At 38.1% G+C, this 22,445-nt stretch carries 16 protein-coding genes and 1 pseudogene; 6 read left to right on the forward strand and 11 right to left on the reverse strand.

Annotation, left to right across the window (positions count from 1 at the left end):
* Window positions 1-82: 82 nt before the first annotated feature.
* Complete coding sequence (locus BMF77_RS00755) at window positions 83-1,588, reverse strand: LCP family protein (protein ID WP_041457517.1); 1,506 nt, start codon at window positions 1,586-1,588, stop codon at window positions 83-85.
* 402 nt (window positions 1,589-1,990) lie between these two features.
* Here BMF77_RS00755 and BMF77_RS00760 point away from each other — a divergent pair, with 402 nt between their 5' ends.
* The 5 genes from BMF77_RS00760 (at window position 1,991) to BMF77_RS00780 (ending at window position 10,481) form a co-directional block, all read left to right on the forward strand.
* Window positions 1,991-3,055, forward strand: a complete 1,065-nt coding sequence (locus BMF77_RS00760; protein WP_148759865.1) for a mannose-1-phosphate guanylyltransferase — start codon at window positions 1,991-1,993, stop codon at window positions 3,053-3,055.
* A 426-nt stretch (window positions 3,056-3,481) separates the two neighbouring features.
* Window positions 3,482-5,116, forward strand: coding sequence for an AAA-like domain-containing protein (locus BMF77_RS00765; RefSeq protein ID WP_148759867.1), 1,635 nt, complete (start codon window positions 3,482-3,484; stop codon window positions 5,114-5,116).
* A 14-nt stretch (window positions 5,117-5,130) separates the two neighbouring features.
* Window positions 5,131-8,655 (forward strand): AAA-like domain-containing protein, encoded by a 3,525-nt coding sequence (locus tag BMF77_RS00770; protein WP_148759869.1) that lies wholly within the window; start codon window positions 5,131-5,133, stop codon window positions 8,653-8,655.
* Window positions 8,656-8,703: 48 nt separating this feature from the next.
* Window positions 8,704-9,687, forward strand: coding sequence for an ATP-binding cassette domain-containing protein (locus BMF77_RS00775; RefSeq protein ID WP_015078202.1), 984 nt, complete (start codon window positions 8,704-8,706; stop codon window positions 9,685-9,687).
* A 5-nt stretch (window positions 9,688-9,692) separates the two neighbouring features.
* Window positions 9,693-10,481 (forward strand): ABC-2 family transporter protein, encoded by a 789-nt coding sequence (locus BMF77_RS00780; RefSeq protein WP_148759871.1) that lies wholly within the window; start codon window positions 9,693-9,695, stop codon window positions 10,479-10,481.
* Between the two features lie 84 nt (window positions 10,482-10,565).
* Here the strand turns inward: BMF77_RS00780 and BMF77_RS00785 are convergent, their stop codons facing one another.
* Window positions 10,566-12,272 carry a serine/threonine-protein kinase gene (locus BMF77_RS00785; protein WP_148759873.1) on the reverse strand — a complete coding sequence of 569 codons (1,707 nt, stop codon included), beginning with the start codon at window positions 12,270-12,272 and terminating at the stop codon, window positions 10,566-10,568.
* 95 nt (window positions 12,273-12,367) lie between these two features.
* Window positions 12,368-13,207: an alpha/beta fold hydrolase gene (locus BMF77_RS00790; protein WP_246863042.1), complete on the reverse strand. Its 840-nt coding sequence runs from the start codon at window positions 13,205-13,207 to the stop codon at window positions 12,368-12,370.
* Between the two features lie 160 nt (window positions 13,208-13,367).
* Between BMF77_RS00790 and BMF77_RS00795 the strand changes: the two genes are divergently transcribed.
* The gene (locus BMF77_RS00795; protein ID WP_148759875.1) at window positions 13,368-14,900 is read left to right on the forward strand and encodes a SagB/ThcOx family dehydrogenase; all 1,533 of its coding nucleotides are present in this window, start codon (window positions 13,368-13,370) and stop codon (window positions 14,898-14,900) included.
* A 171-nt stretch (window positions 14,901-15,071) separates the two neighbouring features.
* On the opposite strand, the gene BMF77_RS00800 is transcribed toward BMF77_RS00795, so the two are convergent.
* The 8 genes and pseudogenes from BMF77_RS00800 to psbB all read right to left on the reverse strand — a co-directional run bounded on the left by BMF77_RS00800 (window position 15,072) and on the right by psbB (window position 22,398).
* Window positions 15,072-17,462, reverse strand: a complete 2,391-nt coding sequence (locus BMF77_RS00800) for a DUF3769 domain-containing protein (protein ID WP_148759877.1) — start codon at window positions 17,460-17,462, stop codon at window positions 15,072-15,074.
* Window positions 17,463-17,560: 98 nt separating this feature from the next.
* Window positions 17,561-17,677: a photosystem II reaction center protein I gene (locus tag BMF77_RS00805; protein ID WP_083881405.1), complete on the reverse strand. Its 117-nt coding sequence runs from the start codon at window positions 17,675-17,677 to the stop codon at window positions 17,561-17,563.
* A 139-nt stretch (window positions 17,678-17,816) separates the two neighbouring features.
* On the reverse strand, window positions 17,817-18,230 hold the full coding sequence (locus tag BMF77_RS00810; RefSeq protein ID WP_148759879.1) for a hypothetical protein: 414 nt from the start codon (window positions 18,228-18,230) through the stop codon (window positions 17,817-17,819).
* A gap of 425 nt (window positions 18,231-18,655) precedes the next feature.
* Window positions 18,656-19,261: pseudogene (locus tag BMF77_RS00815) on the reverse strand (DUF4351 domain-containing protein); the annotation flags it as partial.
* 292 nt (window positions 19,262-19,553) lie between these two features.
* A complete protein-coding gene (locus BMF77_RS00820) occupies window positions 19,554-19,934 on the reverse strand; it encodes a hypothetical protein (RefSeq protein ID WP_371735193.1) in 381 nt (126 codons plus the stop codon).
* A 97-nt stretch (window positions 19,935-20,031) separates the two neighbouring features.
* Window positions 20,032-20,142 carry a DUF4351 domain-containing protein gene (locus BMF77_RS00825; RefSeq protein WP_148766719.1) on the reverse strand — a complete coding sequence of 37 codons (111 nt, stop codon included), beginning with the start codon at window positions 20,140-20,142 and terminating at the stop codon, window positions 20,032-20,034.
* A 527-nt stretch (window positions 20,143-20,669) separates the two neighbouring features.
* A complete protein-coding gene (locus BMF77_RS00830) occupies window positions 20,670-20,774 on the reverse strand; it encodes a photosystem II reaction center protein T (protein WP_015083195.1) in 105 nt (34 codons plus the stop codon).
* A 97-nt stretch (window positions 20,775-20,871) separates the two neighbouring features.
* Window positions 20,872-22,398, reverse strand: coding sequence for a photosystem II chlorophyll-binding protein CP47 (gene psbB / locus BMF77_RS00835; RefSeq protein ID WP_148759881.1), 1,527 nt, complete (start codon window positions 22,396-22,398; stop codon window positions 20,872-20,874).
* Window positions 22,399-22,445 lie beyond the last annotated feature (47 nt).

Below are 22,445 nucleotides of genomic sequence, written 5' to 3' on the forward strand. Positions count from 1 at the left end.
GTCAGTCGTCAGTTGTTCGTTGTCAGTCGTTTTTTCTGGACTACTAACCACTGACCACTGACCACTGACCACTGACTAATAACTATTTCCAATCTTTACCAATGCGAATTGTGAGGTCAGATTCCAAATCACCATTTCCGGAAACTTCGATTTGTCCTAAACCTAAAACTTGTCGCAAGTCAATTCCTGGTTGTCGGTTGCCTTTTTGGACAATAATCTGAGTTTGACGTTGGCTATCTGGCCAGTCTGGAACTGGGTAAACATTAGTAAAACCTTTCTGTTTAAGATAGGTAATGACCTTTTCTGTTAGCTGGGGTTGATTAGTCGTATTTTGAACGGCAATTCTTTGGATAGAAACGGGTCTGGTATCTGATTTAATCCCAGTTACATTTACTCCAACAAAATCATTTAATAAGCTTTGTTGGCCAGTCATATTTAACCAATAGCTATTGGGGTCTTGACTGAGTTTACTAAAAGTACCAGGTAACATTGCCATTTGGAAATGATCCCGTTCTACATTGACGGAAAAATTTGCCAATGCCATCATTTCTTCCATTTTGAGATTGGTATCAAAATACTTCCGCATTAAGCGAGTTAATTGGGGCAACCTGGGTAAAACAGTGGGACTGTTGAGACGTTGCATTAAAGCAGTTATCAGTGCTTGTTGTCGTTGGACTCTTGGTAAATCCCCCATACCTTCTTCACGAAAGCGGGCAAACTGTTCTGCTTGTTCACCATTGAGACTTTGCCAACCGCTGATTAAATTTACGGCAAAGCCACCAGCCTGATCTTGATAATTCATAGTTTGGGGGACAAATACATCTACTCCACCCAACTGTTCAACTAATTCCCGAAATCCGCTAGTAGAAATGCGGATATACCGATCTATGGGAGCATTATTTAAACTCCGACTAACTACTCTTGCGGCTAAAACTGGACCACCTTTGGCGTTAGCTTCAGATACCTTAGTTAATCCCTGTTCGGGAATCGCTATCATTGTCCCTCTGGGAATTGACAGCAAGCGAATGGATTTATCACTGGGATTTAGCCGCACCAACATCATGGTATCGCTTTTACCAGCAAAACTTTCCGGTGAACCATCTACAGTCCCTGGAACCGGTTCAATACCCATAATTAAAATGTTCATGGGTTTTGATAGTTTGTACTGAGAAAGCTTAGTCCATAAATCTCCCGGTACTTTGATTTGGTCTTGTTTATTCGCACCGAATTCATCATCTTTCGCTTGGTCGAGATTACTCCATAGAGGAGTCCATAGTGCCAAACTTGATGCTAGTAATCCAGATAAAATTACCCCTAAAACAATGGTTAATACCCACAGTAACCAGCGGGGGACGGATAAACCTAAGCGGTCATAGAGTTCGTTGGGAATAGCTCCCACGGATTCAACGACGTGACGAGAAGAGTTAATTGATTGTTTTGGTTTCACCTCCGGTTCTGAGGTTGGTACTTGTTGAGGTGTTACCTGATTTTCTGACCATTGAACTGGTGGCTGTAACACCTCCGGTTCTGAGGTTGGTACTTGTTGAGGTGCTACCTGATTTTCTGACCATTGAACTTGTTTAATCACAATTTTCTCCCCACTCAACCACTCCTTAAAGTTATGTTAATACAAGCTACAAATATTGCGAGATGAAACTGACTACGCAAATTTGAGATTTTGTGAAAAGCTAATCTGAGATTTTGTTGGGTGTTGCTGTCCTCATAGTTTTAATAGGTAATAATTGAAACATAATTGACCACCAAAATTCATCAATGAAGATGATCCAAACGTCAATGAATGTAGACTTAAAGCAGATTTTAGCTAAATAAGGCTTCAGTGAATGTTAGCCAATGGCTGACTAATGCTATCCGGGACAAAATTTAGGGGACAAGCCATAGACCAAAAGACTTTCAAAGCAGTTCCCTGTTGCCTGTTCCCTGTTGTCTGTTCTCTGCTGTATATTGTTCTGAATTATCTGTATATGCCAACATGAATAATTTATTTTTTCCTGTGATTCTGGCTGGTGGTAAAGGTGAGCGTTTTTGGCCTTTGAGCCGACTAGACCGACCTAAACAATTTTTAAGCCTTGATGGTAGCTCTAGAAGCTTACTACAAGCAACTGCTGATCGATTGTTAACTCTGGCTGGGGGTTGGGAAAACTTGTGGGTAATTACGTCTAGTCCCATTGCTCAAGGGGTCAGAGAACAACTTCCTGATTTGCCTGTTGCAAATTTACTCATTGAATCAGAGGGTCGAGACACTGCTGCTGCTGTTGCTTGGACAAGTTTAGAAATTAAAAAGCGTTACGGGGAAGACGCTATTATTGGCTTTTTTCCGGCTGACCACTGGATTGCTGACCAGGAGATATTTGCCGAAACTTTAGCCGCTGCGATGGATTTGGCAACTAAGAAAGCAGCAATTGTGACTTTGGGGATTAAACCTAATTTCCCCTCAACTGGCTATGGTTATATTGAACAAGGTGAAAAAATAGGTAGCTTTAATAACTTGCCAGCCTATCATGTTCACAGATTTACTGAAAAGCCCGACCGAGAAACGGCAGAAACTTTTTTATCAACGGGACGGTTTAGCTGGAATAGTGGTATGTTCGTTTTTCGAGCCAGTGTGGTTTTAGAAGAATTACGCACCCATGCACCAGAAATTATTAAACCTTTAGAACAACATGGCCCTGATATTTATCCCCAGTTACCTAAGAAAAGTATAGATTACGCGCTGATGGAAAAAACCAGTCTAGCTTATGTTTTGCCTGTAGCATTTGGTTGGGATGATCTGGGTGATTGGAATGCTATTGAACGTTTACTGAAGCAGTCCGATAATCCTAATGTAGAACTTGCTACTCATGTGGGCTTAGATACCCAAGGAGCAATTGTTTATGCCTCCAATCCTGATGATGTAATTGTGACTATTGGTTTAGAAGATGTGGTAATTGTGCGCGATCGCAATGTTACCCTAGTAGTTAAAAAAGACCGTACCCAAGAAATTAAGCAGATCCTCAAAATTCTGCAAACCGATAGCCGCTTTACTGGCCTATTGTAAAAGTTAAAACCCTTGGTAGATGGCTCAAAGTCCTGTCACTCATTATACAGCACTTCCCGGTGTTATGAGGTACATATTTAGCGGGCAAGATGCCCGCACTACAAGAGTTTCATGATTCAACTTTGTACCTCATAAGAGCGGAAACCGCTGTAAGTAGGTTAGCATTGAAAATCGTCGTTATGGCACTAGGCAAGAGGCAAGAGGCAAGAGGGAAGAGGGTTTGGGCAACTTTACTTTTCGTTACATATTACTCTTCGAGAAGCCGCTTCGCGTCTACGGTTTTTTTCCGTTCACCTACTTAACTAGACTTTTGATAGTATTTGGTGACAGTATATGTTAATTAAGAGATTTGAGCCTCTTTTTTTGGGGATCGCAATCAAACTTTATTATTTCTGATCAGAAGCAAAATATTTCGCCCTCAAGTGAATGAAGAAAAATATTACTTTACCAGGTGATCCACTACCATTCAATTCCTGCTTTTATATTGAACGCCCTCCTGTTGAAAGCGATGCTTATGCGGAATTACTCAAACCAGGGAGTTTAATTCGGATTAAAGCACCTCGGCACATGGGCAAAAGTTCTTTAATGTTACGGCTAATTCACCAAGCTCAAATACATGAATATTCCGTAGTTACTATAGACTTTAAACTAGTAGATACCCAAACTTTTTTGAGCCTGAATAATTTTTTACGCTGGTTTTGTATGAATGTGGCTCGGCAGTTGTCACTTGCATCGGATTTGGATGATTATTGGGATGAGGAAATTGGTAGTAAAGTTAGTGCTTCAATTTATTTCGAGAGTTATTTATTAGAGCAAATTAAAAGTCCATTGGTTTTAATTTTAAATGAAGTAGATTATGTTTTTCAATATCAACAAATTGCCCAAGATTTTCTACTTCTCCTCCGCAATTGGCATGAACAAGCTAAACAAACTCCGATTTGGCAAAAGGTTCGGTTAGTCTTATTACACTCCACTGAAGTTTATATCCCTTTAAATATCAATCAATCTCCCTTTAATGTTGGTTTGTCATTGAAATTACCAGAATTTACAGTCGAGCAAGTAACAGAATTAGCTAGACGGTATGAATTGGATTGGTGTGATAGTCAAGCTGTGAAAAACTTAATGTATTGGGTGGGAGGACAGCCATATTTAATTCATCAGGCTTTATATGATCTCTACCAGCAGAAAATTTCTTTACCAGAACTATTAGATAATTGTACAAAGGGTAAATATATTTACAGCGGATATTTAAGAAATTTACTCAATATATTGCTACAAGATGCAGAATTGTCTCAAGCATATAATCAAGTTGTCAATTCTACAGGTAACAATATATTTTTGTCGGACAATTTGGTTTATAAATTAGATAGTTTAGGGTTGATTAAATTAAATGGTCATAATTATCAACCTTTTTGTGAAATGTATCGGTTATTTTTTCAACAAAATTTACGGATAGAAAATAATGATCTTAGCCAGGATAAATTTAAAAAACAAAATGCACAATTGCAATTTTTAGTTAATATCGATCAATTGACTCAGGTGGCTAATCGTAAATATTTTGACGACAGCTTTGCATTAGCATGGCAAAACATGACACGCATCCAAAAACCTTTATCTTTAATATTAGTAGATATAGATAAATTTGAATCCTACGATGATATTTATGGACATGAGGTTGGTGATGATTGCTTACGTCAAGTTGCTCAAGCAATTAATTCAGTTATCAAAGGTTCAGATGATTTAGTTGCTCGGTATAGTCGTAATAAATTTGCTTTAATTCTACCAGAAATGGATGCAAGAGAAGCTATACTAATTGCTGAAGAAATTAGAGAACTAGTAAAATCATTGAAAATTAAAATTTCTGATTTAACCAAAAAAACTCAAGCAGCAAACACGACTAGCCTAACCATAAGTTTAGGAATTGTCTGTGTTATTCCTGCAATAGATTTTTCTTTAATAGAATTTTTTGAAGCTGCTGATAAAGCACTCTGTCACGCCGAGCAATTAGGGTATGATTGCACTATTTTAAGTTCTAAATTTAACTTTGGCTATTGTGAATAATAGATATTACTAATATGAATACTTATCCATATCAAGTCGGTGGTAGTCTCATAAATAATGCCCCTAGTTACGTAGAAAGACAAACAGATATAGAAATATATAACGCTTTAAAAAAGAGTGAATTTTGTTATGTTCTTAACTGTCGTCAAATGGGTAAATCGTCTCTGTTAGTGAGAACTAAACATCATTTAGAACAAGAAGGATTCAAATGTGCATCTATTGATATAACGAATATTGGTAGTGAAAATATCACTGCAAGTCAATGGTATAAGGGAATAATTGCCGATTTATGTAGAGGATTTAAACTTTTAGGAAAATTCAATTTAAAATCATGGTGGCAAACAGGAGATGATATTTCTTTAGTCCACAAATTAAGTCAGTTTATTGCGGAATTATTAACCCAATTTCCAGAAGAAAGGCTAATTATTTTTATAGATGAAATTGATAGTATCCTCAGTTTGGATTTTCCCGTAGATGATTTTTTTGCCTTAATTAGATACTGCTATAATCAAAGAGCCATAGATCCAGAATATCAGCGGTTGACATTTGCAATTTTTGGAGTAGCAACTCCATCAGATTTAATTCAAGATGCGAAAAGAACACCTTTTAATATTGGTCAAGCCATTGATTTAAAAGGATTTCAAATAGCAGAAGTTGATTCTTTAATTAGAGGATTAGAGTTAGTCATACCAAATCCTTACCCAGTCATGAAACAAATTTTAGATTGGACAGGAGGGCAGCCTTTTTTAACCCAAAAGTTATGTAATCTCATCACTAATTTTCAAGTAAGTGGTGATTACCTAGATTTTGCTAAAGGTTATGAAGAGTTTTGGTTAGATAATATTGTCAATGACTATATTATTAAAAATTGGGAATCTCAAGACGAACCAGAACATTTAAGAACTATTCGAGATCGATTACTTTATAATCAACAGCTTGTAAGTAGATTATTAGGAATTTATCAGCAAATTTTGCAAGGTGTAGAAGTAAAAAGTGATGATAGTCGAGAACAAGTAGAATTATTGCTATCAGGTTTAGTAGTTAAACAAGTAGGATTATTAATTGTTAAAAACCGTATTTATGCCGAAGTATTTAACTTAGATTGGGTAGAAAAACAATTAGCTAATTTACGTCCCTACTCGCAAACTTTTAATGCGTGGTTAACTTCCCAACAAGCTGATGAATCTCGCTTACTAAGAGGACAAGCATTAGCGGATGCTCAAGCTTGGGCTTGGGATAAAAGTCTAACAAATTTAGATAATCAATTTCTAGCTAAAAGTGCAGAATTAGAACGACGAGAACAACAGCTTATTTTAGGAGCAGAAAAATCCAAAAATATGGAAATTCAACTGCTTGAACAACAAAAAAATGCTCGTTTGCAAAAACTCATCTTGGGAGTAATTAGTACAGCTTTGTTAACTTCTGTCAGCTTAGGGGGGATATCTTTCTGGTTATATCGTCAATCTCTTCAAAGTGAAAGATTAGCAAAAATTAGTGAAATTAAAGCCCTGATATCCTCTTCTAATGGGAACTTTAAATCCCATCAAGAATTAGAAGCAGTAAGGGATGCTATTAAAGCAAAAAGAAAATTAAAAAAATTAAATATTAATAATCCTGAACTGGATCACCTAACTGATAATGTTCTCCGTCAAGCTAGTTATGGAGCGCAAGAACGGAATCGCTTATCAGGTCATAATCTTGGTTTAGTTTGGGATTTAGCTTGGAGTCCTGATAGCCAAAAGATGGCAGTTACCAATCGAGATGAAGTGTCATTGTGGGAGAAAAATGGCAAATTACTCCGCACATTTAAAGGTCATCATGCTACAGTTTCCACAGTTGCTTTTAGTCCTGATGGGAAAGTTATTGCTTCCGGTAGTCTGGATAAAACTGTCAAACTTTGGTCTGTGAATGGGCAAAAGTTGAAAACTATTTCTGTGAATGGGGAAGTTAAAAGTATAGCTTTTAGTCCTGATGGTCAACTCTTAGCAATTGGCATGAATGATGGTAATTTAGGATTGTGGAATTTAGCAGCGGAAAAACTAACTATAATTAAGGCTCATCAACTAACTATTTATAAAGTTCTATTTACTCCCGATGGAAAAAAATTAGTAACAGGTAGTTTTGATGGTACAGCAATTCTTTGGAGTCAAGACGGGAAAAAATTAGTTAACTTTAATCATGGTAAAGATGCTGTGCGTGGTTTAGCCATTTCTCCTGATGGTAAGCGGTTAGCTACAGGTGGTAATAATAAAAAGATAGAAATTTGGAGTCTCGATGGTAAAAAAATCAGTAATTTTGAGGGACGATATTCAGTAATTGCGATCGCCTTTAGTGCCGATAGTCAAACTATTGCTGCTGCCAGTTGGGATAAAGTAGTGAAAATATGGAGTATAGACGGTAAAGACTTACTAACTTTAGAAGGACATCAACAAGCAATTTGGGCGATCGCTTGGAGTCCAGATGGTAAAATTCTAGCTACAGGCAGTTTAGATAATAGCGTTAAACTTTGGCAATTACAAAATCCCTTACTCACAGTTTTAAGAGGTCATCAACTCAACTTAACACAAGCTGCCATCAGTCCTAATGGGAAAATCATTGCTACCACAGGTTGGGATTATGTCATCAATATTTGGCAACGTAATGGCAAATTACTCAAAAGTTTAAAAGGACATCAAAATGGTATTACCTCCGTTGTCTTTAGTCCAGATGGCCAGTATTTAGCAACTGGTAGTTATGATAAAACCATCAAAATCTGGAACATAGATGGCACTCTCATAGATACTCTTTCAGGGCATACTGCGAGCATTGACAATATTGCCTTGAGTCCTGATGGTAAACTTCTCGCTTCTGTTAGTTTTGATCAAACTCTACGGTTTTGGCAACGAGATTACAAAAAACCCTTTAGCTTTCGTTGGCAAAAAACTATCCAAGCACATAAAGAACCTATTGTTAGTGTAGAATTTAGTCCTGATGGTCAAGTGTTAGCAACTGGCAGTTATGATAAAACAGTCCGTCTATGGAATAGAGAGGGTCAACTCCTCCACACCTTAAAAGGACATAACGGCCAAGTTTTTGATGTCACCTTTAGTCCTGATGGTAAATTAATTGCATCGTTAAGTGACGATCATACTATCAACTTATGGCAAGCCAATGGCAAGTTATTAAAAACATTGATAACTTCAAAAGCGGGACTGAACAAGATAAAATTTAGTCCAGACGGAAGAATGATCTCTGCTGCTAGTGAAGATAACACCATCAACCTTTGGGATCTTGATGGTAAGCCAATCATTACCTTATTTGGTCATCGAGGAGTGGTTTCTTCCTTAACCTTTAGTGCTGATGGTAAAAGTTTAGTATCCGTTAGTGGCGATCGCACTGCCATTATCTGGAATTTACCCCAAATCTTTGCTACTAACGACTTAGATTATGCTTGTAACTGGGTAAAAGATTATTTACAAAATAATCAGGAACTAGAAAATTCAGAAGAAAATAATTCTTCTGGGGACAAGCTTTCTACTCGTCATTTGTGCGATCATTAGTAGAGGGGAGAAAATCAACCTTATCAGGCAGAAGGAAATAAATTTTTTATGTCAATTATCATTGCAGAAAACCTGAGTAAATCCTATCCAGTAGCGATTAAAGATCCAGGGATAGGGGGAACAATTAGCCACTTTTTTCGCCGGACTTATCGCAATATTAACGCTGTTCAGGATGTTTCTTTTAGCATTGAGCCTGGAGAAATTGTTGGTTTTTTGGGACCCAATGGCGCAGGTAAAACTACAACTTTAAAAATGCTCACAGGATTAATTCATCCCTCTCAGGGTACAGTTAAAGTTGGTGGATTTATTCCCTTTAATCGTCAAGAAGCATTTTTACAAAAAATCACTTTAGTGATGGGACAAAAACAGCAATTAATTTGGGATTTACCAGCCCTAGATTCTCTGAGAATTAACGCTGCTGTTTATAATATTTCTGACAAAGAATTTCAGCGTCGAGTTGGGGAATTAACAGAAATGCTGGCTTTAGCAGGTAAATTAACCCAACCAGTGCGAAAATTATCATTAGGTGAAAGAATGAAGGCTGAACTATTAGCAGCACTTTTACACCGTCCCCAAGTTTTATTTTTAGATGAACCAACTTTAGGATTAGATGTTAATGCTCAAGCAGGGGTACGTAACTTTTTAAAAGAATATAATCAGCTATATCAAGCAACCATATTATTAACGAGTCATTACATGGCTGATATTACAGCTTTGTGTGAACGGGTGTTATTAATTCACGAAGGAAAATTAATGTATGATGGTAGATTAGATGGGTTATTAGCAAGTTTTGCCCCTTATCGAGAAATTTATGTAGAGTTAGTTCAACCATTATCACTAGAACAACTTATGCCCTATGGTGATGTACAAATGCTAGAAGGAAGAGCAGTTAGATTTATTGTGCCACAAGCAGCCATGACTCGCACTGTTTCCCAAATTTTAGCCGATTTGGAAGTGGTAGATTTAACAGTCACAGAACCACCAGTAGAAGAAGTAATTGGTAGAGTTTTTCAAAAAGGATTTAACCATTGATAATCATGAAAAAAAATATTAAAAAATTCTGGACTTTACTATCAGTATACTATACTTATATGTTGGAATATAGGTCAGAATTAATATTCTGGGTTTTAGCTGGTTCTTTACCAATTATTATGATGGGTATATGGGTACAAGCTGCTGAAAGTGGTAAATTTGCTTTTAGATCTGTAGATTTTACCCGATATTTTTTCGCAGTTTTTCTGGCTAGACAAATTACCATTGTTTGGGTAATTTATGACTTTGAAAGGGAAGTATTAACAGGTAAACTCTCACCAAAATTATTACAGCCTTTAGATCCAGTTTGGCATCATATTGCGAATCATATTGGTGAAAGATTTGCTCGAATGCCTTTTGTATTAATTCTATCAATATTCTTTTTTGTTTTATATCCCCAAGCTTTTTGGTTGCCAAGTATAGCTAATTTATTACTATTTATACTAGCGGTAATTATGGCTTTTGCTTTACGATTTATAATTCAATATACCTTTGCTATGGTTGCATTTTGGACAGAAAGAGCCGCAGCTTTAGAAAATTTATGGTTGTTGTTTTTTGTATTTTTATCAGGTTTGATAGCACCTTTAGATGTTTTTCCAGAAAACGTCAGAAACATAGTTATGTGGACACCTTTTCCCTACATGATTAATTTTCCAGCGAGTATTTTGGTAGGACTACCTGTAGATTTAACCAGAGGATTTTTATCAATTGCCGGTTGGTTTCTCATATTTTTAGGAATCAATCGTTTTTTATGGCGTATGGGTTTAAAAAAGTATTCAGGTATGGGGTCTTAAATAATTCATAATTTAATGTATTTCAGCAGCGAGGCTGATTATTTTTTTGGTGCTGATATCGGCTTTTTTGACCATAGGGAACTACTATAAATTACTGGGTATGGTTTTAAATTTATCTGGTGAACCCAGAGAATAATCCTCTAATTTAAAATCAGCAAATGGTTTTTTCTCTAATCTATCTCTTAAAGCTTCATCTAATATTACCCCTTGGGCTTGTTTTTTCACCCCAATGATAATAATACTGCGTTGATAGGCTGTTGAGTCTTGGTTGGCTTGACAATCTTTTCTCTGAAATTGTCCCAAATTTAATAACCGATAACCTTTCACACTGGGTGTACTACTAAATATCTTTTTTCCTAATAATTGAATTTGTTGAGAACGTTCTAAAGCGCGACTTTGTTCGGCGGTAATATTACCTTCACAAGAAGCTGTTCCCACAGAAATAATCTCGCTGGGATTTTCCATAATTTTCTGAATTCCTTCTTGTTCTAAATTAGATTTTAAGGAATCAAGGGTAATAGTTTGATCATTATATTTAATTTGGTAAGTGCTGCCTAATTGCCATTTATATTCTACTGATAAAACCGCAATATTAAATTCTGCAACTCTCCCTTGACTATCTTTCCCTTCTTCATAGGGAAAATAATCAACTTTGCCTTGTTTAACTGGTGCTTGTCCATAGTCAGGAGGTAAAGCCGCAAATTTAGTATTTCTAAATGCTAATGATACCCACCAAAGTAGTAATAAAGAAACTATTAAAGCTGCAAACCAGGATAATAATGGTAATTTTTCGGGTTGTCTTTGTGGAGGAATAACGGTATTATTAGTAGTTGGTTTATTAATTATTTCTGTTTTTCCTAACCCGCCAATATTCACAGTTGCGGATGTATTTTCTGTAAGTTGATGTTCAATTGCTGCTAATCTTCTAGAAATATCTTCAGCATTGCTAGGACGTTTACTGACTTCTGTTGATATTAACCAATCAATGAAATCTAATAATAATGGAGAAACATGATTGGCATGATGTCGCCATTGTAAGATATCTAAATGAGGATCATATAATTGTTCGGGGGAAAATCCCGTTAATAAAAATACAAATGTCCGTCCTAAAGCAAAGAAATCTGATGAAGGTATGGCTTGTCCTCGCATTTGTTCTGGAGGACTATAACCTGATGATGAAATTGCTGTCATTCCTCCACTATTTGCTAAATAGGTTCTGGTAATTTCTCTGGCTGTACCAAAGTCAATTAATACTAATTGTCCATCTGGACGAATCATGATATTTGATGGTTTAATATCTCTATGTAAATATTGTTGGTTATGAACTAAATCTAATATTTCTAATAATTGTTTTAACCAGACTATGGCTTGAGCTTCAGAAATGGGGCGGTTTTGTTGTTGCTTTAACCATTGTTCTAAATTAGGTCCTGCAATTTTTTCCATCACCAGACAATGCAATATGAGATTATTTCTGGTTTGATAGGGAAAATAACCTTCTGTTTGCGGAATACCAGGATGATTTAGTTGTTGTAAAACCTTGGCTTCTTGTTGAAATAGTGCTAAGGCTTTACTATCATTTGTTAATTCTTCTTTGAGAACTTTGAGGATTTTTGGGGTGTCTTGTTGATAGGCTTCGTAAATTTTGCCAAATCCAGTTTTATCACTTAATAAACGTAATACTCGATAACGTCCTATCAATTCCAATTGAGAACCACAACTTTGACAAAAACGGTTTTCGTCATTATCTGGATGATTAGGTTGAGAACAAACTGGATTAATGCAAAGGCTCATAATTTGGTGATTGGTGATTGGTGATTGGTAATTGGTGATTGGTGATTGGTAATTGGTAATTGGTAATTGGTGATTGGTGAAAGTTAGAAATTATCTCATGTTTGTGCTGCTAAAAAAGTGGCAACTGTTTGATTAAATTCTGTGGGGTTGGTTAGAAATGGCCAATGATTTCCGGGAACTTGACACAAATTTAAGTTTTTAAGGTTGGTTTTGTAAGGTTGAATTTGCCAATTTTGGCGGTTTACACCTTTTTCTGGTTGTATAAAGAGGGCAGGTGTATCAACTGGGTGAATAAAACCTGGTATTTCCATGACTGCGTCGAAAATGCCATCACGGGCTGCTATGGTAAATTTGCTACCCCAAGTACCGTTGGGTTTTTCTTCAATTGCGGCTTGAAAAACTTGCTGTTGCAAAGAACTCCAATTTTGATATTGACTGAGTTGTTTAATTTTTTGTTCAGCTTCCTCGTAACTTGCAAATGGTCCCATGCTTTTCAGAAAGGGTAAAACACGATACAACAGGGGAAATGTGATTTTTAGGAAACTAGGCATTTTCCAGATGAAAATGGGATCTACTAATGTGATACTTTTTAACCTAGCTGGGTTCTCTCTAGCCCAAATAGCGGCTAATTTTCCTGTCCAGGAATGACTGACAATATGAGCCGCAGACCATCCTAGTTTATCCATTAATGCTTCTAGATCGGAAATTGCACTGGCAAAGGTATAATCTTGTTCTGGCTTACTACTTTCACCATGACCACGCATATCTGGCGCAACTATATGATAATCTGCTGCTAAATAATCTGCCAAACTAGACCAAACCAAAGCATGATCAGCCATACCATGTAATAACAGTAATGGTTCTTGACCTTGACTCCATTCTAAATAAGAAAGTTGAATATCAGATGTTGATAAAGTTTGACGTACAGGCATCATTTGGTCAATCTTCTCCAGGATAGGTGATTCGGGATTCTAACAGAAAAATAACTTTTTTGGGGTTAATTTTTAATTTTGATGATTGTACTGATTAGCACGAATTAATGGAACTAATAAATGTCAAAATCAAGAGTAGGACTACAAGGATATTAAAATTACTATGCCAGAAATAGAACAATCCATTTCCCAACACTATCACGACCGGACTAAGTACCACCCAGAAACCCTGGCTGGTAAAGGTCGTAATTTAGACTGGAATAAACAACCAGTACCGTTCAAAGAGTACAAAATTGGCTCTGATATAGACCTCAAACCCTATCTGCAAGAAACAGCGGCAACTGTTGCTAATAAACAAGATACCAAATGGTGGTGGCGGCTTTCTCAACTATTATTTCACAGTTATGGACTCACAGCAAAAATGCCTTCTTTGGGTAATACAGTATACTTACGTTCTGCGCCCAGTGCGGGAGGGTTATATCCGGCTGAAGTATATTTAGTTTCTCGCGGTACGCCATTATTACCACCAGGACTTTATAATTATCAATGTCGAACTCATTCTTTAATGCACTTTTGGGAAAGTGATGTTTGGCAAACTTTACAAGCAGCTTGTTTTTGGCATCCTTCCCTAGAAAATACCCAATTAGCTATTATTACCACTGCGGTCTTTTATCGTTCCGCTTGGCGTTATGAAGACAGGGCTTATCGGCGAATTTTTCTCGACACTGGGCATCTTTTAAGTAATATTCAATTAGCTTGTAATATTGCTGATTATCGCTCTCATTTAATTGGCGGTTTTGCTGATGAAGCTGTTAATGAATTACTTTATATTGATCATGAACAAGAAGGAACAACTGCTGTTTTAGCTTTGGCAGATTTGTTAGATGTGAGCCAAAATTTACCATTAGGACGCACGGCTTTACCTTCGACAACTACAACTAATTATCCATCTATTCCTGATGGTGAACTACTGAAATATTTTCATTTAAACACCCAAATTCCAGCTAGTAACGGTGGTAAGTTAAATTTACCAACTGTGCAATCAGAAAAGTCTTTAGAAGACAAATACAATTTTCCTTTTTGTGAAAAATTTTCGACTCGAACTACACCAATTTTTTGGGGAGAAAATTTATCAGAATTATCAAATACTATCTATAAACGCCGTTCTACTCGTGCTTATACTGGTGATGATTTGAGTTTTGATGAACTGAAAGCTTTACTTGATTTTACTTATCAACCACAAAATTACATTGACCAAAATTTAGATCCCCAACCTGATTATTTTGACTTGAATTTAATAGAAACATTTGTTGTTGTTTCTGGAGTGCAAGGATTAGATCCAGGCTGTTATTATTACGCACCTAAAGCCCAAGAATTACGGCAAATTCGCTTTAAAAATTGCCGTCGGGAGTTACATTTTTTGTGTTTGGGACAGGAATTAGGGAGAGATGCAGGTGCAGTATTATTTCATACTGCTGATTTAAAAAATGCGATCTCTCAATATGGAGATCGTGTTTACCGTTATTTACACCTAGATGCAGGTATTTTCGGACAAAGGCTGAATTTAGCAGCTATTCGTCTGAACTTAGGTGTGAGTGGTATCGCTGGCTTTTTTGATGACCAAGTAAATGAAGTATTGGGTATCCCTACGGATGAAGCAGTTATCTACATTACAACATTAGGAAAACCTAGATAGGAGTTTAGATCCCCGACTTCTTGGAGAAGTCGGGGATCTAGCGTCTCGCTCACGCGGGCAAGATGCCCGCACTACCAAAAACCCCTAAATTGTGCAAAGTAGGTAAAATCAATGTTGGGACTACATTTACAATTACTTTACCGTTAAATACTCCTAACTCCTGATTTTCAATTAATTATCCTGACGGACTACACCACCAACAACGGGTTTAACTTCTCCATTAGAAAATGGATCTGTACCACCTGTCCAATTAAAGTCACTAATACGAATACTAAAGCCACCTAACTGGAGAACAGGATTGTAACGCAGGCTAATACCATAGGTGCGACGGCTATATTCCATAATATAATCAGTGCTAGTAGCTTTACCTGTATCTAGGTTAATGGATGTTTGCAAACCTAGCCGGAACGGTCCATAAAGTTGCTGAGAAAGACCCGCATTCAGGACTTTATTATCAACTAAACGGTCAAAGAGAAAAGGTGATAAACCGCTGTTAGTTCCCTGGGAATAGGTGAGATTAAAGGCGGTATAATCTAAGTAAGGGCGAGAAAAATTCCCAATCTGTCCCACTAAACCCATAGTCCCAGTTAAAGTGCTTTGGTTATCGCTGCTACCATAATAGCTAGTAGTTCCCGTGATACCTGCGATCGCTTGCAAATACGGTACAACAGGATTAGATGTATATTTTAGTCCCTCAGTCGCTGTAGCTGCCAATGGTTTCCCTTGCCACAAATTGATACCACCACTCAAAGCCACACTTCCTTGTAAACGACTCAGCGAAATCCGATCATTTTTCCGCACTGGGGAGAGTAAATCTTGACGATCCGTGTTTGCATCTATATATTGAGCGCCACCTTGATAGCTAAGATTGATGCCGCTTTTGCCTAAAGGAATAACGGGAGAAGAGATAATTCCACCGATACTACTTTGTACAGTTTGATAGCCAAGACTACCATTATACAAGCGATCGCGGTAAATAGATTCTAAACTCAATGTATAAGGATTGACATTACCCAATATTTGGCGTAACCGCAAACTTCCACGCAAACTATCTTCCACCTGATCGAAATCAAAACTAGTTAACTCTCCCGTACCTTCCAGAATAGTTTTGGGACCAAAAACAGCATTCAGCTTGCTCTTGACACCAAATAAACTGGCCACATTCCCACTATCTTTAAACGCCCTTTGCACATAGAACTGGGGGATAATAGTCCAGCGTTTTTGATCAGTATTAATCGGTTCAAAACTGCGTTCTACATACACACCACCCCGTTTACCATTATCAAAACCAGGAGAGACAATAGTAGTATTTACCTGTCGCGGGCGACGATCTATTTTCCGACTATTAATAGGAATAGGAACAACAACTTTTTGATCAAAAACCAACCGTTGACGCTGGGTAACAATCCGGTCTATTAAAGGTGCTTCTCGCGTCACCGTCACCTGTTCCGCCCTAACTTCTAGTTCCGGTGGTGAAAAAGGATCATTCGTAATTCTGACATCTTGCGCTTGAAAACCTCGCGGATAAAATTCAATCCGTTGGGCTTCAAAACGTAACCGCTTGACAACACCACCAAATTTAGGTGAGGCCACATTTCGGGCATCAGATTGACCACTAGCACCAAATTCTATGCCCCCTGGACTGCTGACACCAGTTACAGGCTGGTTGGCGCGGATTCGATTACTTAAAGGGCGACTAGGGACACCACCCGCTGTAATATCTGTAGGAAGCGACGGTGAAAAAGCAAAATCTGTACCTGTGGTGGGGATATAAAGTTCACCTTTACCGTTTTCCAACTCCCCATTATCTTGAATAAAATTATAAGTAAAACGTTTTCCTTGCAGTACCTGATTACCTCTAGTCAAAGCTACATTACCTTCCCCCACCGCAATCAAATTATCCAAATTGATGTGCAAACTATCGGCATCAATCACTGCTCCATCAAATCTGACCACGACATTACCATCAGCCGTGACAATTCGCCTTTGCTCATCATACTCCTGGCGATCGGCAATTACCTCCACAACTCTGCCTTTCCCCGCGGGAATCTTCTCTACTTGTGGGAGTTGGGGTGACGGCGGAAATTCCACAGTAGTCGGTGTTGACTCTCGATTTTCGGGATTTCTCAGCTTGAATTCAATCAGATTTTGGACTGGTGCAGCCGCAGGTTTCTTGTCACCAACAGACAGATCAAATTTTCCTCCAGATTCCTGTAAATTCACATTACCGGACTCAGTTGGGGGAATTGGTGTGGCTGCTAAAACTACCGATTTATCAAGAAATAATTGATTTTTATCACTAACTTCACCGTTGACTTGAGGATAGGTGGGTAAAGACTGGGGCGCTAAGTTTTCTGGTGAAGATGAAGAAGCTTTCGTAACAACATCTTTCTTGACTAGGCTGATATTTAATTGATACTTATTATCCTGATTTTTACCGACAATTATCAGTTTTCGTCTATCAGTTTTAATCTTGACAACAGTAGCAGAAGCGAGATGATCAATAGGTTTTAAAGATTCAAGACTTGGAGGTAGCTGAGGCGACAATACTGGATGAAACATATTTTCAAGCTGACCAAAAAGCAAAAAATAGCCGGAAGGTTGAATTACATATTAGCCTCTTTCTACCTTCCAGCCACTAGGGGTGATTTGTTGGATATTTATTCTGCGTCCCGACGGCCAGGGTTGCGGGCTGGGTCATTGGACAAAAACCCGAATATGAAAAGGCTGACAAAGAAGCCGACCACAATATAAACAGCGATTTTTAAACTCAACATAGAACTAACTCCCAGGGGTTTGGTAAATAGCAACTAATTTATCTTACCCATATCTTGTACCTTTGGCGAGAGAATAGAGAACAGCAGTCTCGCAGGTTGGGTAGAACGAAGTGAAACCCCAATATTAAATGTAATATACTTATGGACTGATGTCGAATGGTACGGGGGTTACAGTGAAGGACTCATTGAAAGCGTAATTTTCATATCTATTTGGATCTGGGAAATCGCCTACTGGTGTTCTTTGGTATTGAAAGTTAATAGGAGGGAAGACTGGTGGATTGAGTTTTATCTTTGGAACTGGGTCTGTCAATCCTATAATTTGTCCAGCAGAACCATCATTGAAGTTGATAATACCCCATATGTTAGTAATTGTGTAGAAACCATTCTGATCAGCTGTATCTCCAAGTTCAATTTGACCACTTCCGCTTACATTTAAACCCGATGCGTCCCAATTAAATGTGATAGCTTGTGCTGGCTTTTCCCATGCGACAAGGCTAGTGGCTAAAGCACCACCAACAACAACTAATGGCAGAATCTGAGATAGTTTCATCATGATATATCTTTGTATTCATGTTTGAATTTGACCTATATCTCAGTATAGTAGCAATGGTGTTATTGTCTTTTTTTTTACAAACTTTTACAAGATTTTATCGAAAACTCTCATATCTCGTCTGTTTATGCCAAAAAACAACCGCCTCCATGATGGTAAGCGGTTCTGCACAATTCAATAGACATCTCCAAAAAAGTAGAGACGTTCCATGGAACGTCTCTACTACAAGGGTTTTGTGTCAAGCATCTTTAAACTCGGCCTATGTCTATTAAATAGAATTTGAAGATGGTTCTTCCTTATCAAGTCCATGATAACAAATTCAAAATCAATTGTCAAGCCCCTAATCCCAATTTTCGGCGGGAAAAATCAAAAAGTTTTCAATTCTTCATAAAGTCATGAAAACATCATAAATGGTCTTTTGAAAAAGATTAGCTAACAGATTGTAACCAAGTTTGTAAATCTGTAACTGAGGTAAAATCTAACAAAGCTTCTCCTAATTCCTCTAGTTGTTCAACAGGTAATTTTTGGACTTGTTGAATTAATGATGAGTCCATTGTACCAATGCGGCGATTTAACTGACGGATAATCAGAAGTTTTTCTCCTTGTTGTAGTCCTCGTTGTTCTCCTTGTTGCAGTCCTTGTTGTAGTCCTTCTTGTCTAGCGAGTTCTCGCTCTTGTTGGTAAAGTGGTGCTAATCTCATAATCAACTCCCTATCTTCTGTTTCTATTTCTGGACTTTGATTTATTCTCAAGTTCTGTTGCAGGTTGTAAAGTAATTCTAATGTGATTTTCACATAAGGCTGATTTGATGGTAACGCAGCTAATTCATCAATTGCTCGTTTTTGTACCGTTCCTCTTCCCAAAAGTCTTAACCACAATGTTTCTGGAATAGGTGGTAATTGATGAATGACAATAATTGCTGCGCGGAAAGACTCTGGTAAATAGTATATTCCTGGTAAAGAATCTGATTCCAATGTACCATGAAATCCTGATAGCAGTTTCTGAGACGCTGTGGGTGTGAGAATCCATAATTTAGCTTAACCGACAGAAGCCCCACGTCTGACCCGATAGGGCAGCGGGGGATGAATTGCGCGTGAATTGACGACGGTTTTCCGACCAACGCGACAGCAAGGAAGGAAAACATGGAGACAATTCACAAAATTTGTGTTATGAATTGAATATCTAGGCAAGGCGAGAGAATAGCGATAACCAAGCTAGATACATGATCATTTTTGTTGATTAACCTTGATTTTGCCTTTGGAACGAGGGGTCAGCCTATCGCCTTAACATCAGTCTTGTTGTTCTCGAAGAGCAAGCAAAAAGCTGTTAACTGGGTAGGAAGCCTATACTTACCCGCAAGGGAAGTGTAGGTAGTTCACGAAAATTACTTTCTGCTATTTTGGTTGCATTACGTTTTGCTTCTCGTTTTAATGCACCTCTAACTTCTAATAATTTTAATAGACAATCACATATTTCTTCTGTTGAGGCTGGGTTGCGAAATGGTTCAAATATGGCAGGTGTGGTCGCTAGTTTACCTAATAACCCTAATGGTGCTATATCCGCTTTTTGTTCAGGAAATGGTGTAAATAATACATCTACCTCTCGTACTTCTCCAGATACATGACTGGGTGCTTCTACTTTTCCATAAGGTTTTAGCAGTTCTTCTAAATAATCTTTGGCGAATTGGTCATGTATAAATCTCGTCATTTATTCGACCTTTGCTAATACATATATTAATTTAACATTTTTGGGGTAATGGCGATCGCTACTAGAAATGCGATCGCTCAAACTAAACAAAGTGATATTAATTAGTAGATTGTAACCAAGTTTGTAAATCTGTAACTGAAGTAAAATCTAACAAAGCTTCTCCTAATTCCTCCAGTTGTTCAAAAGGTAATTTTTGGACTTGTTGAATTAAGGCTCTTAGCTACTTGTTATGCCAAACTATTATTTAAGTAAGTCGGCCCAATAAAATCGATATATGTTTAGTTTTGTAAAAACCGTGAAACACCCTATTTATAAGGTATTCGTTAATTTATATTTCGTTACATAGATTGATTTTTTAACGCCGACCTACTTATATTCATTAAACAATATTAAAAAATGTATCAATAAATGTTTAAAAGTGCTGTAAAAGTTGACATATGAAGAATATTTGTTATTAACTAGATTTAATAATTCAGGTAGTCAGAATCAGGATTTAAAGATTTATGTATGGCTAACGCTCCCGCGAGGGATACAGGATCAAGAAAAACCACTAATATTCAAAATATGAAATCTTACCAGATAACTTTTCATACAAAATCCTGTTAATCCTCTAATCCTGTTAATCCTGATTCTGACATTTTGGTTTATTACCTAAACGAAAATATCCGTTGCTACTATTATCAGTAACAACGGATATTATTAGCATATATTCCCTGATCAATCGGGAATAACTAACTACTTATCTTTTTTCTCAAACCGAGGGGGTTCGCGGAAGGCGATTGAAAAAAAGAGTACACCTATTGCTAGGGCTAAAATCAAGATGTAAGCAACACTTTCCATATTCTTCAGATCCTGCCTGTTGAGCCAGTAATTTTAGTTTACCAAACCGGGGAAAAAGCATGAAGTAGAAAAATCTACTTCACACCTGATCCAAGTTTTAAGCTTCCGTTCTCCGGCGAGTTGTCTTGTCACCCAGCTTCTGGAAAAGACCCCATTCAACTTGTTCTTCTTCAATTTCCACACCGGCAAATACATCACGGTAGATTGTCCGTGAACCATGCCACAGGTGACCAAAGAAGAATAATAGAGCGAATACAGCATGACCAAAGGTAAACCAACCTCTGGGAGATGTGCGGAATACACCGTCAGAGTTCAAGGTTTCTTTGTCAAATTCAAAGATCTCTCCACCTTGAGCTTTGCGGGCATACTTCTTGACATCAGCGGGATCTGTAAAGGTTTTACCATTCAGATTACCACCGTAGAAACTGACAGTTACGCCAGTTTGTTCAAAGCTATATCTAGATTCTGCCCGACGGAAGGGGATGTCAGCCCGGACAACACCATCTTTATCGATCAAAATGACTGGGAAGGTTTCAAAGAAGTTAGGTAGACGACGAACTGTTAATTCCCGTCCTTCGGCATCTGTGAATACAGCGTGACCTTGCCAAGATTCGGCAATACCATCACCCTTCACCATTGGACCTGTACGGAATAGACCACCTTTAGCGGGGCTATTACCAACATAATCGTAGAAAGCCAGTTTTTCAGGAATCTTTGCCCAGGCTGCGGTCAAAGAATCACCTTCAGCAACACTGGTTTGCACACGACGCTGAATTTCTTGACGGAAGTAGTCTTGATCCCACTGATAGCGGGTAGGTCCAAACAGTTCAATTGGGGTAGCAGCGTTACCGTACCACATAGTTCCGGCTACTACGAAAGCAGCGAAGAAGACAGCAGCGATACTGCTAGAAAGTACGGTTTCAATATTCCCCATCCGTAGGGCTTTGTAGAGCCTTTCTGGAGGTCTAACTGTGAGGTGGAATAAACCCGCGATAATACCAACTACACCAGCCGCAATGTGGTGAGCGACAATGCCACCGGGGTTATAGGGGTTAAATCCAGCCGGACCCCATTCTGGTGCTACTGGCTGAATACTGCCAGTGATGCCATAGGCATCAGATACCCACATTCCCGGACCAAAGAGTCCAGTTTGGTGGAATGCACCAAAACCAAAACAAAGTAAACCGGATAAGAACAGGTGAATACCAAACATTTTTGGCAAATCTAGCGCAGGTTCACCAGTGCGAGGATCTCGAAAGAGTTCCAAATCCCAGAAAACCCAGTGCCAAACGGCAGCCAAGAATAATAAACCAGAAAGAACGATGTGAGCCGCAGCAACGCCTTCAAATGACCAGAAACCGGGGTCTACTGCCGTGCCACCAGTTACGCTCCAACCGCCCCAAGATTCGGTTACACCTAAACGTGCCATGAAGGGAAGTACGAACATCCCTTGTCGCCACATGGGGTTAAGAACTGGATCACTAGGGTTATAAACGGCTAGTTCGTACAATGCCATTGAACCTGCCCAGCCAGCTACTAAAGCTGTGTGCATTAAGTGTACAGAAATCAGCCGACCTGGATCATTCAGAACGACTGTATGTACCCGATACCAAGGTAGTCCCATTGACTACAAGCCTCCAGGATAGTTATGTTTACAAGGCAATTTTCTTA

It is taken from the genome of Dolichospermum sp. UHCC 0315A (genome assembly GCF_008121535.1).
Lineage (GTDB): Bacteria > Cyanobacteriota > Cyanobacteriia > Cyanobacteriales > Nostocaceae > Dolichospermum > Dolichospermum lemmermannii.

Coding starts and splice junctions, on each gene's coding strand:
- BMF77_RS00775 (WP_015078202.1), top strand. CDS start 8,704: ATGTCAATTATCATTGCAGAAAACCTGAGTAAATCCTATCCAGTAGCG.
- BMF77_RS00820 (WP_371735193.1), bottom strand. CDS start 19,934: ATGACGAGATTTATACATGACCAATTCGCCAAAGATTATTTAGAAGAA.
- BMF77_RS00790 (WP_246863042.1), bottom strand. CDS start 13,207: ATGATGCCTGTACGTCAAACTTTATCAACATCTGATATTCAACTTTCT.
- BMF77_RS00830 (WP_015083195.1), bottom strand. CDS start 20,774: ATGGAAAGTGTTGCTTACATCTTGATTTTAGCCCTAGCAATAGGTGTA.
- BMF77_RS00765 (WP_148759867.1), top strand. CDS start 3,482: ATGAAGAAAAATATTACTTTACCAGGTGATCCACTACCATTCAATTCC.
- BMF77_RS00810 (WP_148759879.1), bottom strand. CDS start 18,230: ATGATGAAACTATCTCAGATTCTGCCATTAGTTGTTGTTGGTGGTGCT.
- BMF77_RS00795 (WP_148759875.1), top strand. CDS start 13,368: ATGCCAGAAATAGAACAATCCATTTCCCAACACTATCACGACCGGACT.
- BMF77_RS00800 (WP_148759877.1), bottom strand. CDS start 17,462: ATGTTTCATCCAGTATTGTCGCCTCAGCTACCTCCAAGTCTTGAATCT.
- psbB (WP_148759881.1), bottom strand. CDS start 22,398: ATGGGACTACCTTGGTATCGGGTACATACAGTCGTTCTGAATGATCCA.
- BMF77_RS00780 (WP_148759871.1), top strand. CDS start 9,693: ATGAAAAAAAATATTAAAAAATTCTGGACTTTACTATCAGTATACTAT.
- BMF77_RS00760 (WP_148759865.1), top strand. CDS start 1,991: ATGAATAATTTATTTTTTCCTGTGATTCTGGCTGGTGGTAAAGGTGAG.
- BMF77_RS00805 (WP_083881405.1), bottom strand. CDS start 17,677: ATGTTGAGTTTAAAAATCGCTGTTTATATTGTGGTCGGCTTCTTTGTC.
- BMF77_RS00785 (WP_148759873.1), bottom strand. CDS start 12,272: ATGAGCCTTTGCATTAATCCAGTTTGTTCTCAACCTAATCATCCAGAT.
- BMF77_RS00770 (WP_148759869.1), top strand. CDS start 5,131: ATGAATACTTATCCATATCAAGTCGGTGGTAGTCTCATAAATAATGCC.